The following is a 15,478-nucleotide window of genomic DNA, read 5'->3' on the forward strand; positions in this document are numbered from 1 at the left end:
ACCCCGGCGGCGGGGACCCCGGGTGCGGGAGAGGATCTTCCGTGTACGGCCCACGGATGGGAGGCTGACGGCATGGACCTCATCGCACGCCTGCGCGACGCCCTCCCCGCGGAAGCGATCCTCACCGACCCGGACGTCATCGGCGCCTACGCCCACGACATGGCGAGCTTCTGCGAGGCCGGCACCCCTGCCGTCGTCGTCCTGCCGCGCACGGTCGAGCAGGTCCAGCACGTGATGCGCACCGCCACCGCACTGCGCGTCCCGGTCGTCCCCCAGGGCGCCCGCACCGGTCTGTCGGGCGCCGCCAACGCCAGCGACGGCTGCATCGTGCTCTCCCTGGTCAAGATGGACCGGATCATCGAGATCAACCCCGTCGACCGGATCGCGGTCGTCGAGCCCGGCGTCGTCAACGCGGCGCTCTCCCGCGCCGTCAACGAGCACGGCCTCTACTACCCGCCGGACCCCTCCAGCTGGGAGGAGTGCTCCATCGGCGGCAACATCGGCACCGCCTCCGGCGGCCTGTGCTGCGTCAAGTACGGCGTCACCGCCGAGTACGTCCTCGGCCTGGACGTCGTCCTCGCCGACGGACGGCTGCTCACCACCGGCCGCCGCACCGCCAAGGGCGTCGCGGGCTACGACCTCACCCGCCTGTTCGTCGGCTCCGAGGGCAGCCTCGGCATCGTCGTACGCGCCGTCCTGGCCCTCAAGCCCGAACCGCCCCAGCAGCTCGCGCTGGCAGCCGAGTTCCCCTCCACCGCCGCCGCGTGCGACGCGGTCTGCGAGATCATGGCGCGCGGCCACGCCCCCTCGCTGCTCGAACTCATGGACCGTACGAGCATCCGCGCCGTCAACGCGATGGCCCAGATGGGCCTGCCGGACAGCACCGAGGCCCTGCTCCTGGCCGCCTTCGACACCCCGGAACCGGCCGCCGACCTCGCCGCCGTCGGCGCGCTGTGCGAGGCCGCCGGCGCCACCGAGGTCGTACCGGCCGAGACCCCGGCCGAATCCGACCTCCTCCTCCAGGCACGGCGGCTGACCCTGACCGCCCTGGAACGCGTCAAGTCCGCCACGATGATCGACGACGTGTGCGTACCGCGCTCGAAACTCGCCGCGATGCTCGACGGCACCGCCGCCGTCGCCGAGAAGTACGACCTGACCATCGGGGTCTGCGCGCACGCGGGCGACGGCAACACCCACCCCACCGTCTGCTTCGACGCGAACGACCCCGACGAGTCCCGGCGCGCCCGCGAGTCCTTCGACGAGATCATGGCGCTCGGCCTGGAACTGGGCGGCACGATCACCGGCGAGCACGGCGTCGGCGTCCTGAAGAAGGAGTGGCTGGCCCGCGAGCTGGGCCCGGTCGGCCTGGAGATGCACCGCGGCATCAAGGCCGTGTTCGACCCGCTCGGGCTGCTCAACCCCGGCAAGGTCTTCTGACCGGCACCGTCGGCGGCCCCACCGTGGGCCGGCCGCGGTTCGGCTGTCATGAGCTGCACCTTCTAGGGTTCGGACCATGAACTCCGACCTCTGGACCATCATCGGCGCCGCGGCCGTCGTCATCGTCGTCCTCGCCTCCACCATGGACGCGCGCCACAAGACACTCGAACGCCGCCTCCGGCACATGGACCGCAAGCTGAACCTCGTCATGGAACACCTCGGCATCGAGGAGCCCGGCCCCGAGGGCATGGCCGAGATCGACGCGCTGCTGCACAAGGGCAAGAAGGTCGAGGCGATCAAGCGCTACCGCGAACTGACCGGCGCCGGCCTGGTCGAGGCCAAGGAGGCCGTGGAGCGCCGGGAAGGCTGAGAGCCGGTGCCCCCGCCGCCCGGCGAATGCCCCGATACATGTGGCCGGGCCGGGCGCCCGGGACGAGGATGGAGCCGACCGCCGCGACGCCGACGCAGGGAGCGAAGAGCGATGTCAGCCACCACAGGGACCGAAGAGGCCACCGCCCGGGACACGTACGACGTCGTCGTGCTGGGCGCCGGGCCGACCGGCGAGAACGTCGCCGACCGGGCGCACGCCCTCGGCCTCAGCGCGGTGATCGTGGAGAGCGAACTGGTCGGCGGCGAGTGCTCGTACTGGGCCTGCATGCCCAGCAAGGCACTGCTGCGCCCGGTCACCGCCCGCGCCGACGCGCGCCGCGTCCCCGGCCTGCTCCAGGCGGCGGCCGTGCCGCTGGACAGCAAGGCGGTGCTCGCCCACCGTGACGCGTTCGCCTCCCACTGGAAGGACGACGGCCAGGTCCGGTGGCTGGACTCGGCCGGCATCGACTTCGTACGCGGCCGGGCCCGTCTCGACGGCCCCCGGCGCGTCGTGGTCGCCACGGGCGGCGGGGAAGACCGCGTCCTCACCGCCCGCCATGCCGTCGCCGTCTGCACCGGCAGCCGCGCCGTCCTCCCCGACCTGCCCGGACTGGCGGACGCCCGCCCCTGGACCAGCCGCGAGGCGACCAGCGCGCAGTCCGTACCGCCGCGCCTGGCGGTGGTCGGTGGCGGCGTCGTCGGCGTCGAGATGGCCACCGCCTGGCAGGCCCTGGGCTCCCGGGTGACGCTCCTGGTGCGCGGCGGCGGGCTGCTGCCCAAGATGGAGCCGTTCGCGGGCGAACTGGTCGCCGAGTCCCTGGCCGAGGCGGGTGCCACCGTACGGACCGGCGTCTCGGTGACCGGGGTACGGCGCGAGATGCCCAACGGGCCCGCCACCGTCGTGCTCGACAACGGCGAAGAGCTGGTCGCCGACGAGATCCTGTTCGCCACCGGCCGCGCGCCGCGCACCGACGACATCGGCCTGGAGACGGTCGGCCTGGAGCCCGGCTCCTGGCTGGAGACCGACGACACCTGCCGGGTCAAGGGCGTGGCGGACGGCTGGCTGTACGCCGTCGGCGACGTCAACCACCGCGCGCTGCTGACCCACCAGGGCAAGTACCAGGCCCGCATCGTCGGCGCCGCCATCGCCGCACAGGCCCAGGGCAGCACCGCCCTGGACACCGGCCGCTGGGGCGCGCACGCCGCGACCGCCGACACCGCCGCCGTGCCGCAGGTCGTCTTCACCGACCCCGAGGCCGCCTCCGTCGGCCTGACCGCCGCCGAAGCCGAACGCGCCGGACACCGTACCCGCGCCGTCGACTTCGACCTCGGCTCGGTGGCGGGCGCCGGCCTGTACGCCGACGGCTACCGCGGCCGCGCCCGTATGGTCGTCGACCTGGACCGCGAAACCCTCCTCGGCGTCACCTTCGTCGGCCCGGCCGTCGGCGAACTCCTGCACTCCGCCACCGTCGCGGTGGCCGGCGAGGTCCCCCTCGACCGGCTGTGGCACGCGGTGCCCGCCTATCCGACGATCAGCGAGGTGTGGCTCCGGCTGCTGGAGACGTACCGCGGTTGAGGCGGCGGTACGTACGCGGCCGGGCGGCGGTGCGGACTGCGTGCCGCGGACGAGGACGTCGGACCGGGCGAGGCCGGACCGGCGACGTAGGTCGGAATCCCGATACTCAGGCGCGCCGAGCCGCCGTACGGTCAGGAGTGCCAGAGCCCGACGGGCCTGAACACACCGGCCCGAGCAGACGTCGCAGGAGGCACCCCGTGTCCGTGCAACTCGACCACACCATCATCCACGCCACCGACAAGTTCGCGTCCGCGCGCTTCCTCGCGGAGCTGGCCGGACTGGAGGAGCCGACGGCGTTCGGCCCGTTCGCCGCCGTACCGACCGCGAACGGCCTGACCATCGACTACGCCGAGCACGTCGTCGAGGCGGCCGCGATCGTGCCCCAGCACCTCGCGTTCCGGGTCTCCGAGGAGGAGTTCGACGCGATCTTCGCCCGCATCCAGGAGCGCGAACTGCCGTACTGGGCGGACCCGTACCACCACAAGCCGCAGGAGATCAACCACCTCGCGGGCGGCCGCGGGGTCTACGTCAGCGACCCGGACGGCCACGCCATCGAGTTCCTCACCCGCAAGCACAGCCTGGAGGACCTCGGTACCGCATCGTCCTGACCCTGGTACGTCCGGCCCGCCGCTACGCACCCGCCTCCGGCGACTCGTCCGAGGGCCACGGGCCGGACAGCCACCGGTCGTCCCGCGGCGTCATGGCGAGCAGCGCGCTCAGCCCTTTGTCCAGCCCCAGGTGGTCCTGCTCCGACCCCGGCGGGACCACCCGCAGCGTGCGCTCCAGCCACGCCGAGACCGCCGCGGCCGACGCCTCCAGCAGCGCGTCGCCGTCCGGGGAGCTGAGCGCCATGCAGACCAGACTGCGCCCGTCCACCTTCGCGGGCCACACCCGCACGTCACCGTGGCCGCACGGCCGGAACACCCCCTCGACGAGCAGTTCGCGCGCGAACGTCCAGTTGACGGGGGCGTCCGAGCCGATGTGGAAGGTGACGTGGACGGCGTAGGGGTCGTCCGTGCGGTAGGTCAGCCGGGCCGGGACGGGAATGCTGCGCTCCGGCGACAGGACCAGACCCAGCTCCAGCTCTCGTTCCACCACGGTGTGCATACGGTCCGCCTCTCTTCGGTACCTCCTGCGAACCCCCCTGTGACGGGGCCCGCACTTGGATAGAGGCTCCGGAGCCCGGACCATTACGCGACTTCGCACAACTTTTTTCGCGGGCCTCTTCCAGGTGGTCCGGCCCGGCCGGGACACCCGCCCCGACCCTCCGTCTGATAGATGTGGACGCTGCGTTGCGGCAGACTGCACATGCCCCACCCACCACACCAGGCCGAGAACAGATACGGGACTTCGGACATGAGCGCCCCTTCCTCAGGATCCGCCGGCGGCAGCCCCACGCCAGGCTTCTACCCGGACCCGTCCATCCCCGGCTACATCCGGTACTGGAACGGTGCCGCATGGGTGCCGGGCACCAGCCGGCCCGCACCCGCCGAGGGCGAGGCGCTCCCCGCGCCGCCGCCCGGCGCAGTCCCGGCCCCCGCGTCCGCACCGGCCCCCACCCCCGCCGTGGAGGAGACCGGCCCGGTCTTCCTCGACGAGGAGGAGGAACCCGGCCGGCTGACCGGGGCGGGCAGCGGCGCGCCCGCCTCCGCCTGGCAGGCCGACACCGCCCGGCAGGGCGGCTTCGGCGGCGAGCAGGACCGCCGGATCGCCTGGGGGGCGCCCGAGGAGGGGCAGGCCGGTCTGCCGCAGCAGCGCGACGAGGCCGCGGCCGCGCCCGGTACGGCGGCGTCCGGCGAGCAGCCGCCGCGGACCGACGGCACGGTCACCATCCGTGCCGTACGGGACGAAGGCGCCCCCGGCCGCGACCGCGGCACGACCACCATCCGTGCCGTACGCCCCGACGGGCCCCAGGGCGGCAAGAGCGACACGATGTCGATCCGGATGGCGCCGCAGGCCGGCGGCGCCCCGGCGTCGCCGCTGCCCGGCGCCGCGGCGCCGCAGCCGCTGCCGTCCACGGGCGCGCATCAGCCGCCGACGTCCTCCGGACCGCAGCAGGCGGCCGCGCAGCCGGCCCCCGGGGTCCGGGCGCCCGCCGCCCAGGGACCGGCCCAGCAGGCGCCGCAGGGGCCCGTACAGCCGCAGTCCCCGCCGCAGCCGCAGTCCGGGCCGGGGCCCGCCGTGCCGCCCGTGCAGCACCAGCCGTTCCCGACGCAGCAGCCTCAGCACCCCCAGATGCCGCAGCAGTCACCGGCGCCGCACGCTCCGCCGCACCAGCCGACCTCCCGGTCCGCCCCCGGCCCCACCTCCGGACCGGCCGCCGCTCCCGCACCGCAGACCCCCGGGCCGGCCGCCGCGCCGCAGCCCGCTCCGCAGGACCGGCCCGCCCCCTTCGCCGGCTTCCCGCCGCAGCAGGACGGCGCGGCCGAAGGCGTCGTCCCCTGGAAGCCGCCGACCACCGACCCGTTCCTCGCGGCCGCGCAGGAACAGGGCCGCCCGGCCCCCCTGGGCCGCCGGTTCGCCGCCCGCCTGCTCGACACCCTGGTCCTGGCCGTTCTCACCGGCGCCGCCGCCGTACCGCTGTGGGGCCCGGCCACCGACCACATCGACGCCAAGGTGGAGGCCGCCAAGCAGTCCGGGCGGGAGGTCACCGTCTACCTGCTCGACGGCACCACCGGCCCCTACCTGGCCATCGTGCTCGCCGTGCTGCTCATCGGCGGCGGCCTGTACGAGGTGCTGCCCACCGTCAAGTGGGGCCACACGCTCGGCAAGAAGGTGTGCGGCGTCAAGGTGCTGGACATTGAGAGCCACGACACCCCGCCCCTGGCCTCGGTGATCAAGCGGTGGCTGGTGTACGGCGTGCTCGGCGTGCTGGCCGTCGGGGTCGTCAACGCCGTGTGGTGCCTGTTCGACCGGCCGTGGCGGCAGTGCTGGCACGACAAGATCGCCCGGACGTTCGTCGCCGAGAAGTAGCCCCGGGAGCAGACCGCCCGCCCGGCCGCGTCACCCGCCCGGACCTCGCCGGATGCGGCGGCGCGCGGCCCGGGTTCGACTCGGGCCATGAGCACCGACCAGCCCGGGCCCGGCTCCGCGGGCGAACCGCCGGAGCACGACCCGTACCTGAAGAAGCCGCAGGAACCGCCGTCGGGCGGCTCTCCGTACGGTGCCGAGCCGGCCGGTGGCTCTCCGTACGGCAGCCGGCCGGCCGGCGGCTCCCCGTACGACCGCCCCGCCAACGCCACCCCGCACGGCGAACAGCCGCCCGGCGGCGACCCGTACGGCGGCAGTGCCCCGCCGCCCGGGAGCGGGCCGCCGCCCGGAGGGATGCCCCCGCCGCCCTACGGGGGTGACCCGTACGGGGGCAATCCGTACGGCGGCCAGTACGGCGCTGCCGACCCGCTGGCCGGCATGCCGCCGCTGGCGAGCCGCGGCCGCCGCCTGGTCGCCCGCATCATCGACTGGATCATCGTCTGCGTACCGGTCGGCCTGATCATGAGCGGGGTCGTCGGCGGCTTCGACTACTGGACGACCGACGGCACCCAGACCGGACGCCAGGCGTCCGTCTCCCTCGTGACGATGCTGGTCTACCTCGTCTACGAGGGCCTGATGCTCACCAGCCGCGGCCAGACCGTCGGCAAGATGGCGATGAAGATCCGGGTGGGGATGCTGGAGAACGGCGCGGTACCGGCCGGGCAGGCGGGCTGGGTACGGGCGGCGGTCTACACCCTGCCGGAGATCGTGCCGTGCTGCGGCTTCATCTTCTGGCTCGTCAACGTCCTGTGGTGCACCTGGGACAAGCCGTACCAGCAGTGCCTGCACGACAAGACGGCGAAGACGGTGGTGGTCTCCACGGCCTGAGGCCGGCTCCGGCCGTCCTTCCTGGCGGCTCCGGCGCGTCAACCGGCGGTCGGCGCACCCCTCTTCCGAGCGGTGCCCGGCCGCCTACGCGCGTCCGCCAGCCACGGACGGGCGACTAACGCGAGTGCTCGCTGACGCGCCCCTCGGAGGAGACGCCCGCGTGGGTGTGCTGACGCGGTACCCGCAGGGCCGACGCACGGGTGGTGGACGGCACGTGCGTGCGTGCGCCGTGGACGGCGCGCGCGCCGGGGCGCCTGGCCACGCGGCGGCGGGTCACATGAGAAGCCCCCGGCAGTGGCGCCGTGAGGGCGACCAGCAGGCCGAGGGCGAGGGCTGCGACGGCGATGACCGCGATTCCGACCCCGGTCCGCGTCTGCGAGAGCAGTAACAACGCGAGGGTCGAGAAGACGACGGTGGCCGATCCGTAGGCGAGCTGTGCGGCAGTCGGACGAGGCATGGCGGATCCGTCCTCAGGAGGTCGGCAGGGGTGTGGTCGACAGGGGCGCGCCGTCAAACGACTCTACGGTCCTTACTGCCCGAGCGGAACTGGCGGTAAGCGTGACCTGACCCACGGTTCCGAGGCATACGGGGCGCACGGATTCATTCCTGGTTTGAACGGACCTGATCGGCGCGTCCGTCGGCGTGCCCGGGGCGCGACGCGGGGGAGCCGCCGGGGTAGTGCGGGTACGCACGCGCACCACGCCCCCGTACGTACCCAAACGTGTCCGCTACCCGCAACCTGAAGGTCGAAAACCGTACTTCTCTGTCGTGCGCAAGTCAAGATCTGTCTTTTCCCTCCCCCTTCCGGTCAAATGCTGGCATCCAGTGACCGTTTTCAAGGGGAGGAATGCGCCAAGTGAGAGCCAAGAGACGGGCGTTCAAACCGGCCGCCCTGGCCACGGCCGCCGCCGCGATCGGGGCGGCCGCCCTGTCTTCCGGCGCGCCGGCGCAGGCCGACGACGGCCGGCCGCCGCTCGCCGTCCAGCGGCAGGACCCGGGCGCGCCCGCCAAGCAGGCCGTCGACCACGACCTCAAGGGCCCGTTCAGCGACCAGCAGGCGGCGCAGCGCAAGGAAGCGCTCCAGCAGGTCATCTCCGGCGACGCCAAGCCCACCCGGCGCGGCGCCTCCCAGGTCGTCAAGCTCGACCGCGGCAAGTACGTCGAACTCGCCCGCGAGAAGACCGACAAGATCTTCACCATCCTGGTCGAGTTCGGCGACAAGGTCGACGACACCACGATGTACGACCCGGACGGCGAGGGCCCCAAGCCCCCGGTGAAGAAGTACGGCGGCAAGCCCGGCCCCGCGCACAACACCATCGCGCAGCCCGACCGCCGCAACGACAACTCCACCGCCTGGCAGAAGGACTACAACCGCCGGCACTTCCAGGACCTCTACTTCTCGCACGACAAGAAGAAGGAGTCCCTGGCCAAGTACTACGAGAAGCAGTCCTCGGGCCGCTACTCCGTCGACGGCGAGGTCTCCGACTGGGTCAAGGTCGACTGGAACGAGGCCCGTTACGGGTCAAACTTCTGCGGCTCCACCAACTGCGCCAGCGCCTGGGACCTGATACGCGACGGCGTCAACCGCTGGGCCGAGGACCAGAAGGCCAAGGGCCGCACCGACGCCCAGATCAAGGCCGACCTCGCCAAGTACGACCAGTGGGACCGCTACGACCACGACGGCGACGGCAACTTCAACGAGCCCGACGGCTACATCGACCACTTCCAGATCGTGCACGCCGGCGAGGACGAGTCCGCGGGCGGCGGCGCGCAGGGCACCGACGCCATCTGGGCACACCGCTGGTACGCGTACGGCAGCGACTCCGGCCGCACCGGCCCGGCCGGCAACAAGGCCGGCGGCACCCAGATCGGCAGCACCGGCATCTGGGTCGGCGACTACACCATGCAGCCCGAGAACGGCGGCCTCGGCGTCTTCGCCCACGAGTACGGCCACGACCTCGGCCTGCCCGACGAGTACGACACCACCGGCACCGGTGAATCCTCCGTCGACTCCTGGTCGTTGATGTCCGCCGGCTCCTGGCTCGGCCGCGGCAAGGACTCCATAGGCGACCTCCCCGGCGACATGAGCGCCTGGGACAAGCTCCAGCTCGGCTGGCTCAACTACGACAAGGCCAAGGCGGCCACCAAGTCCACCCACAAGCTGGGCGTGGCCGAGTACAACACCAAGAACAAGCAGGCGCTGGTTGTCGAACTCCCCGCCAAGACGGTCCGCACCGACGTCGTCAAGCCCGCCGAAGGCACCCAGCAGTGGTGGAGCGGCATGGGCAACGACCTGAAGAACACGCTCTCCCGTCCGGTCGACCTCACCGGCAAGAAGAAGGCCGCCCTGACTCTCAAGGGCTGGTGGGACATCGAGCAGAACTACGACTTCGCCTACGCCGAGGTCTCCACGGACGGCGGCGCCAACTACACGCCGCTGGAAGGCACCGCGGACGGCAAGCCGGTGCCGCGCGACGGCGGCGACAAGCCCGCCCTGACGGGCACTTCGGGCGCCTACAAGGACCTCGTCTTCCCGCTCGACGCGTACGCCGGCAAGAAGATCGACCTCCGCTTCCGCTACCAGACGGACGGCGGCGCCGCCCAGAAGGGCTTCGCCGCGGACGCGATCTCGGTGACTGCCGACGGCAAGGCGCTGTTCACGGATGGCGCCGAGGCCGGGGACAACGGCTGGGCCGCCAAGGGCTTCTCGCGCATCGGCGCCTCCTTCACCAAGGACTACCCGCGCTACTACATCGCCGAGAACCGCCAGTACGTCTCGTACGACAAGACCCTGAAGACCGGCCCGTACAACTTCGGCTGGGCCTCCTCCCGTCCGCAGTGGGTCGAGCACTTCCCGTACCAGAACGGCGTCCTGATCTGGCTGTGGGACACCTCGCAGCCGGACAACAACGTCGGCCAGCACCCCGGCTACGGCCAGATCCTGCCGGTCGACGCCCACCCGAAGGCCGAGAAGTGGTCGGACGGCAAGCTGATGCGCAACCGCTTCCAGACGTACGACTCGACCTTCACCCGGCACCGCACGGATGCGCTCACGCTCCACAAGGACGGCAAGGTCACCAAGATCAAGTCGAAGCCCGGGGTGACCGTCTTCGACGACCGCAAGGGCGACTACTACGACGAGTCGAACCCGACCGGCGGCGTGATCGTTGCTGACACCAACACCCGTATCAAGATCCTCAACGAGGCCTGGAACGGCTCCACGGTGACCCTCCAGGTGGGCCCCTCCACCAAGTAGTCAACAAAACCGCAGGTCACAGGCCAATCGGCCGCCGCCCCCTAGCGGGCGGCGGCCGATCGCGTTTAGATGCACCTTGCGAGTCCTTGTTGACGCCGAGTCTCACGGGGGAAACCGTGCCCACATCCGGAGGAGGATTCATCAGGCTTCCCGCCGGAAGCGTGGTGGTCGCCCTGGCCCTGCCCAGACCGGGCGACAACGGGCATCGCGTCCGCGTCCTGGTCCACGCCGTGAACCGGCAGCGAGCGCTGACGAGGCTGCGGAACCTGGGGCTGCGGGCGGTGTATCTCCGCGGTAACACGGAGCCACCTACTCCGGACGAGGTCACGGCTGTCCTGCACCATCCCGACGGGCTGGTGTGGCGCGAGACCCCCGACGACGATACGGAGTCGTGGCATCCGATCAGGGCGTTGCTCCGGTCTGCGTAGGGGTTCCCTCTGCGCTTCGCGCGAGGATGTGTGCCGGCGTTCGGCTCGCGTTGCTTTCGTTGTGGGGGCGGGGGCGCGCAGGGGGCCAACTCCTCGGCATCCTTTAGTTGAAGTGAATCGGATACATGGCCAGCGTGCGGACTGCCTGCGGGGATGGCCCCCTACACGCCCCCTCCGGCCGGTTCGGCGAGCCGAGGTCGGTGGGGGGAGGTTTCCGATCACACCGGTGCCCGCCCTCCTGGTGGTGAGGCTCACGGCGGGCATGGCGGCACGGCAGGCCACTCCCCGGCGATGAGACGCGCGCCCCGGACCAGCCCACCCCGACGCGGCTCCGCCGCGCCACTCGGGCGCTGACGCGCCGGACGCTACTCGCGCACCCGGGCACTGGCGTGCCGGACCACACCCGGCCACTCGGGCACCCGGATGCTCGGGCACTCGGACGCTGGCGCGCCGGACGACGCGCGGCCACTCGGGCACCCGGACGCTCGCGCACTCGGACGCTGGCGCGCCGGACGACGCGCGGCCACTCGGGCACGCGGGCCCTCGGAAGCTGGTGCGCCGGACGCCACTCGGGCACTCGCGCGCCCGGGCACTCGGGCGCCGAGGCGCACCGGGGTGCCGGGGCGCACCGGGGTGCCGGGGCGCACCGGGGTGCCGGGGCGCACCGGGGTGCCGGGGCGCACCGGGGTGCCGGGGCGCACCGGGGTGCCGGGGCGCACCGGGACGCGCCCGGCTTGTGAAAGCCCCCAGCCCGATCGCTCGGAAAGCCGCCATTCCGGCCAGGGCTCGGGGTCGCGCAGGGGTCTCCCCGCAGGCAGTCCGCACGCTGGCGCACGTATCCGATTCACTGCAGCTAAAGGATGCCGAGGAGTGACCCCGGAGTGGCCCCGAGCCCCCCACCCACCGGACCATCGCGCACCACGCGAGCTCACCCCCGGGCCGGGTTTCGCTTGGGCTTGTAAAAAGCTCAGCCCGATCGCTCGGAATGCCGCCGGACGGCCGGGGCTCGGGGTCGTGCAGGGGTCTCCCCGCAGGCAGTCCGCACGCTGGCCCGCCTATGACCCGGGCCCCCACCCACCGGACCAACCGCGCGCAAAGCGCGCCCCGCAAAGCGCGCCCCTCAGGCAGCGATGATCACCGGCTTGCCGGTCAGTTCGACTCCCGCGGCCCGCATCTGCTCCAGCGCCCGCTCCGTGGTCCCCACCGCCACCCCCGCCGTGAGATCCAGCAGCACCCGCACCCGGAACCCTTCACCCACCGCATCCACCGCCGTGGCCCGCACGCAGTGATCCGTGGCCAGGCCGACCACGTCCACCTCGCTCACCTCGTGGGCCCGCAGCCAGTCCGCCAGCGGGTGCCCGTTCTCGTCCACGCCCTCGAAGCCGCTGTAGGCGGCGGAATGCGCGCCCTTGGAGAAGACCGCGTCGACCGCCCCGGACGCCAGCGTCGGCGCGAAGTTCGGGTGGAAGCCGCTGCCCTCCGTACCGGCGACACAGTGCGGCGGCCAGGTCGTCTCGTAATTCGGCCGCACGGAGAAGTGCTCACCGGGATCGATGTGGTGGTCGCGGGTCGCCACGATGTGCCGGTAACCGCTGCCCGCGGCCTCACCCACCAGATCGGTGATGGCGGCAGCCACATCCGCACCTCCCGCCACGGCAAGGCTGCCGCCCTCACAGAAATCGTTCTGCACGTCAACGACGATCAATGCCCGGTGCATGGTGCGAGCCTTCCGGCTGGGGAGCGGTGGAGTGGGCGCGGAGTGGGCGCGAAGTGGTGTGACCGAGGGTAGCCACTAGCCGGGCCGAGGGGGAGTGGGCACCCGGGGCCGAGGGGCGGGCGCCGGGGACCGGCAGGCGCGCCCCGTCAAGCCTGCTCCGTGGGCAGTACCGCCTCCCCACGGGACAACTGCATCGCGGACATCGGCAGCCCGGCCCGCGCCGCGATGTGCCGCTCCCGCGCCGCGTCCAGCGGCTCACGGGCGACCACCTCACCGCCGCGCACCAGCGGCACCGCGAGCTGCCGCTCGGCGAACTCCGCCGGCACCGGCCCGGTGCCGACGACCTCCGCCTCCGCGACGCCGTGCTCGTCCAGCCGCCGCGCCGACCACTTGCGGCCGCCGAGCGACGCCTTGCCGCCCATGGACTTCTTGGCCACCGGCCGCAGCGGCGCGTCCGCCGCGTCGCTGTCGGCGCGGGCGACCAGCTTGTAGACCATGGAGCAGGTCGGGTGGCCGCTGCCGGTGACCAGCTGGGTGCCCACGCCGTACGCGTCCACCGGCGCCGCCGCGAGCGAGGCGATGGCGTACTCGTCCAGGTCGCTGGTCACGACGATGCGCGTGTCGCGGGCGCCCAGCTCGTCCAGCTGCTGCCGTACGCGGTGGGCGAGCAGCAGCAGGTCGCCGGAGTCGATGCGGACGGCGCCGAGGCCGGGCCCGGCCACCTCGACGGCCGTACGGACCGCCTCGGTGACGTCGAAGGTGTCCACGAGCAGCGTGGTACCGCTGCCGAGCGCGTCGACCTGCGCCCGGAACGCGTCGCGCTCGCTGTCGTGCAGCAGGGTGAAGGAGTGGGCGCTGGTGCCGACGGTCGGGATGTTGTAGCGGAAGCCGGCCGCGAGGTCGGACGTGGAGTGGAAGCCGCCCACGTACGCCGAGCGGGACGCGGCGACGGCGGCCAGCTCGTGGGTGCGGCGGGCGCCCATCTCGATGAGCGGCCGGTCGCCGGCCGCGACGGCCATCCGGGACGCGGCGGCGGCCACCGCGGAGTCGTGGTTGAGGATGGAGAGGATCACCGTCTCCAGGAGGACGGCCTCGGCGAAGGTGCCTTCCACGCGCATGATCGGTGAGCCGGGGAAGTAGACCTCGCCCTCCGGGTAGCCCCAGATGTCACCGCGGAAGCGGTAGTCCGCCAGCCAGTCCAGCGTGCGCTCGTCGAGGATGCCGCGCTCGCGCAGGAAGCCGAGAATCGTTTCGTCGAACCGGAAGTTCTCCACCGCGTCCAGGACCCGGCCCGTTCCGGCGACGACGCCGTAGCGGCGGCCTTCCGGCAGGCGCCGGGTGAAGACCTCGAAGACCGAGCGGCGCTCGGCGGTCCCGGACCGCAGTGCGGCCTGCAGCATGGTGAGTTCGTACTGGTCGGTGAAGAGCGCAGTCGACGGCACGTCCACCGGCAGCCCCAGGTCTGCTGTGTTCATGGTAGGGATGCTACCTCTCATACTCGTCACTCTGACGATTTCCCCGGGCTGTTTGTGCGATGCCCCACCGCGGGTGGCAGCATGGAGACCGTGAGCGCCGACCCGTCTGCCACCATTGCCCTTCGATCGACGCGCTGCGCGCTCGGCGCCCCCGTGGAGATCGAACGACCCGAGTCCAGCGAGGCACCCTTCGAGGTGCCGGAGCCGGACGTGCCCTGGGTCACGCTGGTGCACAACGACCCCGTCAATCTCATGAGCTACGTGGCGTACGTCTTCGAGACCTACTTCGGCTACTCGAAGGGCAAGGCCAAGCAGCTCATGCTCGACGTTCACCACAAGGGACGGGCGGTCGTCTCCAGCGGCAGCCGCGAGGAAATGGAGCGCGACGTGCAAGCGATGCACGGGTACGGCCTGTGGGCGACCCTCACCCAGGACCGCTGATGGCCGGCCACTTCGAGCCCCTGCCCGGCGGCGGCGCGGCCGCCCCCCTCGACGAGGTCGAGATCTCCATCCTGCGCAGCCTCGCCGTCCAGCTCATGGAGCTGATCGGCCCGGGCGAGGAGCCCGCCGAGGGCGACGACCCGCTGGCCGCGCTGTTCACCGAGGGCCCCAGCGAGCCCCCGTCCGACCCGGCGCTGGCCCGCCTCTTCCCGGACGCGTACGGCGGCCCGGACGAGGTGCCGGACGACGCCACGCACGCCGCGGCGGCCGAGTTCCGCCGCTACACGGAGAACGACCTGCGCACCCGTAAGCGCGAGGACGCGCTCGCGGTCGTACGGGCCCTGGACGCGCTCGGCCCGGTCGGCGGTGCACGCGAAAAGCCCGAGACGCCCGAGACCGCTCCGGAAGGCGCCGTGGACGGCGCCGTGCTGCGTCTGAAGCCGGACGAGTCGCGGCAGTGGCTGGGCGCCCTGAACGACCTCCGGCTGGCCATCGGCACCCGTCTGGAGGTCACCGACGAGGACGAGAGCGGCGAGCTGCTGCGGCTTCCGGACAGCGACCCGCGCAAGCCGATGGTGATGGCGTACCTGTGGCTGGGCGGGCTCCAGGAGAGCCTGATCGAGACGCTGACGGCCTGACTCCCGGGCTTTCGGGCCCGGAGCCGGAGCTTCCGCCCGGCGCGCCGCCCGGCCGCCCGTCCTCCCGCGCCGCCTGTCCCGGATGTCCCGATCGCGGGGGGCCGCTCAACGGACGCTCAAATCCGGATAACGATCGCGTCACCGACCCTGACTACCCACCAGCCCATTCCAGCATTTATCCTACTTTTCTTGTGCTCGGCTCCAAGACATCACTGGTAGATGTCCAAGGGGCCGTGATACATGTTCACGAACCTGCCGTGAGTGACGCCACCCCTGTCACTCC

At 72.4% G+C, this 15,478-nt stretch carries 14 protein-coding genes; 10 read left to right on the plus strand and 4 right to left on the minus strand.

Features of this window, described 5'->3' with window-relative positions; translation table 11 throughout:
* Positions 1 to 72 precede the first annotated feature (72 nt).
* From OEIGOIKO_RS26220 to OEIGOIKO_RS26235, 4 genes are all read left to right on the plus strand, one after another.
* On the plus strand, positions 73 to 1,437 hold the full coding sequence (locus tag OEIGOIKO_RS26220; protein WP_125056066.1) for an FAD-binding oxidoreductase: 1,365 nt from the start codon (positions 73 to 75) through the stop codon (positions 1,435 to 1,437).
* A 76-nt stretch (positions 1,438 to 1,513) separates the two neighbouring features.
* Positions 1,514 to 1,807: a ribosomal protein L7/L12 gene (locus OEIGOIKO_RS26225; protein WP_125056067.1), complete on the plus strand. Its 294-nt coding sequence runs from the start codon at positions 1,514 to 1,516 to the stop codon at positions 1,805 to 1,807.
* A gap of 111 nt (positions 1,808 to 1,918) precedes the next feature.
* The gene (locus tag OEIGOIKO_RS26230) at positions 1,919 to 3,382 is read left to right on the plus strand and encodes a dihydrolipoyl dehydrogenase family protein (RefSeq protein ID WP_125056068.1); all 1,464 of its coding nucleotides are present in this window, start codon (positions 1,919 to 1,921) and stop codon (positions 3,380 to 3,382) included.
* Between the two features lie 197 nt (positions 3,383 to 3,579).
* Complete coding sequence (locus OEIGOIKO_RS26235) at positions 3,580 to 3,990, plus strand: VOC family protein (RefSeq protein WP_125056069.1); 411 nt, start codon at positions 3,580 to 3,582, stop codon at positions 3,988 to 3,990.
* Positions 3,991 to 4,012: 22 nt separating this feature from the next.
* Here the strand turns inward: OEIGOIKO_RS26235 and OEIGOIKO_RS26240 are convergent, their stop codons facing one another.
* Entirely contained in the window at positions 4,013 to 4,489 is a 477-nt protein-coding gene (locus OEIGOIKO_RS26240) for an SsgA family sporulation/cell division regulator (RefSeq protein WP_125056070.1), read from the minus strand.
* 249 nt (positions 4,490 to 4,738) lie between these two features.
* Between OEIGOIKO_RS26240 and OEIGOIKO_RS26245 the strand changes: the two genes are divergently transcribed.
* Together OEIGOIKO_RS26245 and OEIGOIKO_RS26250 are read left to right on the plus strand one after the other, a co-directional pair.
* Positions 4,739 to 6,355, plus strand: a complete 1,617-nt coding sequence (locus OEIGOIKO_RS26245) for an RDD family protein (RefSeq protein ID WP_125056071.1) — start codon at positions 4,739 to 4,741, stop codon at positions 6,353 to 6,355.
* A gap of 87 nt (positions 6,356 to 6,442) precedes the next feature.
* Complete coding sequence (locus OEIGOIKO_RS26250) at positions 6,443 to 7,240, plus strand: RDD family protein (protein ID WP_125056072.1); 798 nt, start codon at positions 6,443 to 6,445, stop codon at positions 7,238 to 7,240.
* A 115-nt stretch (positions 7,241 to 7,355) separates the two neighbouring features.
* Here the strand turns inward: OEIGOIKO_RS26250 and OEIGOIKO_RS26255 are convergent, their stop codons facing one another.
* The gene (locus tag OEIGOIKO_RS26255; protein ID WP_125056073.1) at positions 7,356 to 7,697 is read right to left on the minus strand and encodes a hypothetical protein; all 342 of its coding nucleotides are present in this window, start codon (positions 7,695 to 7,697) and stop codon (positions 7,356 to 7,358) included.
* Positions 7,698 to 8,096: 399 nt separating this feature from the next.
* Between OEIGOIKO_RS26255 and OEIGOIKO_RS26260 the strand changes: the two genes are divergently transcribed.
* Positions 8,097 to 10,496 carry an immune inhibitor A domain-containing protein gene (locus OEIGOIKO_RS26260; protein WP_170251864.1) on the plus strand — a complete coding sequence of 800 codons (2,400 nt, stop codon included), beginning with the start codon at positions 8,097 to 8,099 and terminating at the stop codon, positions 10,494 to 10,496.
* A gap of 116 nt (positions 10,497 to 10,612) precedes the next feature.
* On the plus strand, positions 10,613 to 10,924 hold the full coding sequence (locus OEIGOIKO_RS43055) for a hypothetical protein (RefSeq protein WP_125056075.1): 312 nt from the start codon (positions 10,613 to 10,615) through the stop codon (positions 10,922 to 10,924).
* Positions 10,925 to 12,044: 1,120 nt separating this feature from the next.
* On the opposite strand, the gene OEIGOIKO_RS26275 is transcribed toward OEIGOIKO_RS43055, so the two are convergent.
* Both OEIGOIKO_RS26275 and OEIGOIKO_RS26280 read right to left on the minus strand, forming a co-directional pair.
* Positions 12,045 to 12,641: an isochorismatase family protein gene (locus OEIGOIKO_RS26275; RefSeq protein WP_125056077.1), complete on the minus strand. Its 597-nt coding sequence runs from the start codon at positions 12,639 to 12,641 to the stop codon at positions 12,045 to 12,047.
* A 146-nt stretch (positions 12,642 to 12,787) separates the two neighbouring features.
* Positions 12,788 to 14,116, minus strand: a complete 1,329-nt coding sequence (locus OEIGOIKO_RS26280; protein ID WP_125056078.1) for a nicotinate phosphoribosyltransferase — start codon at positions 14,114 to 14,116, stop codon at positions 12,788 to 12,790.
* Positions 14,117 to 14,197: 81 nt separating this feature from the next.
* Between OEIGOIKO_RS26280 and clpS the strand changes: the two genes are divergently transcribed.
* A complete protein-coding gene (gene clpS / locus OEIGOIKO_RS26285; RefSeq protein WP_238782702.1) occupies positions 14,198 to 14,557 on the plus strand; it encodes an ATP-dependent Clp protease adapter ClpS in 360 nt (119 codons plus the stop codon).
* Entirely contained in the window at positions 14,557 to 15,195 is a 639-nt protein-coding gene (locus OEIGOIKO_RS26290) for a DUF2017 domain-containing protein (protein ID WP_125056079.1), read from the plus strand. Before clpS ends, OEIGOIKO_RS26290 begins: the two co-directional genes overlap by 1 nt.
* Positions 15,196 to 15,478: the final 283 nt, after the last annotated feature.

This window comes from Streptomyces paromomycinus (assembly GCF_003865155.1).
Lineage (GTDB): Bacteria > Actinomycetota > Actinomycetes > Streptomycetales > Streptomycetaceae > Streptomyces > Streptomyces chrestomyceticus.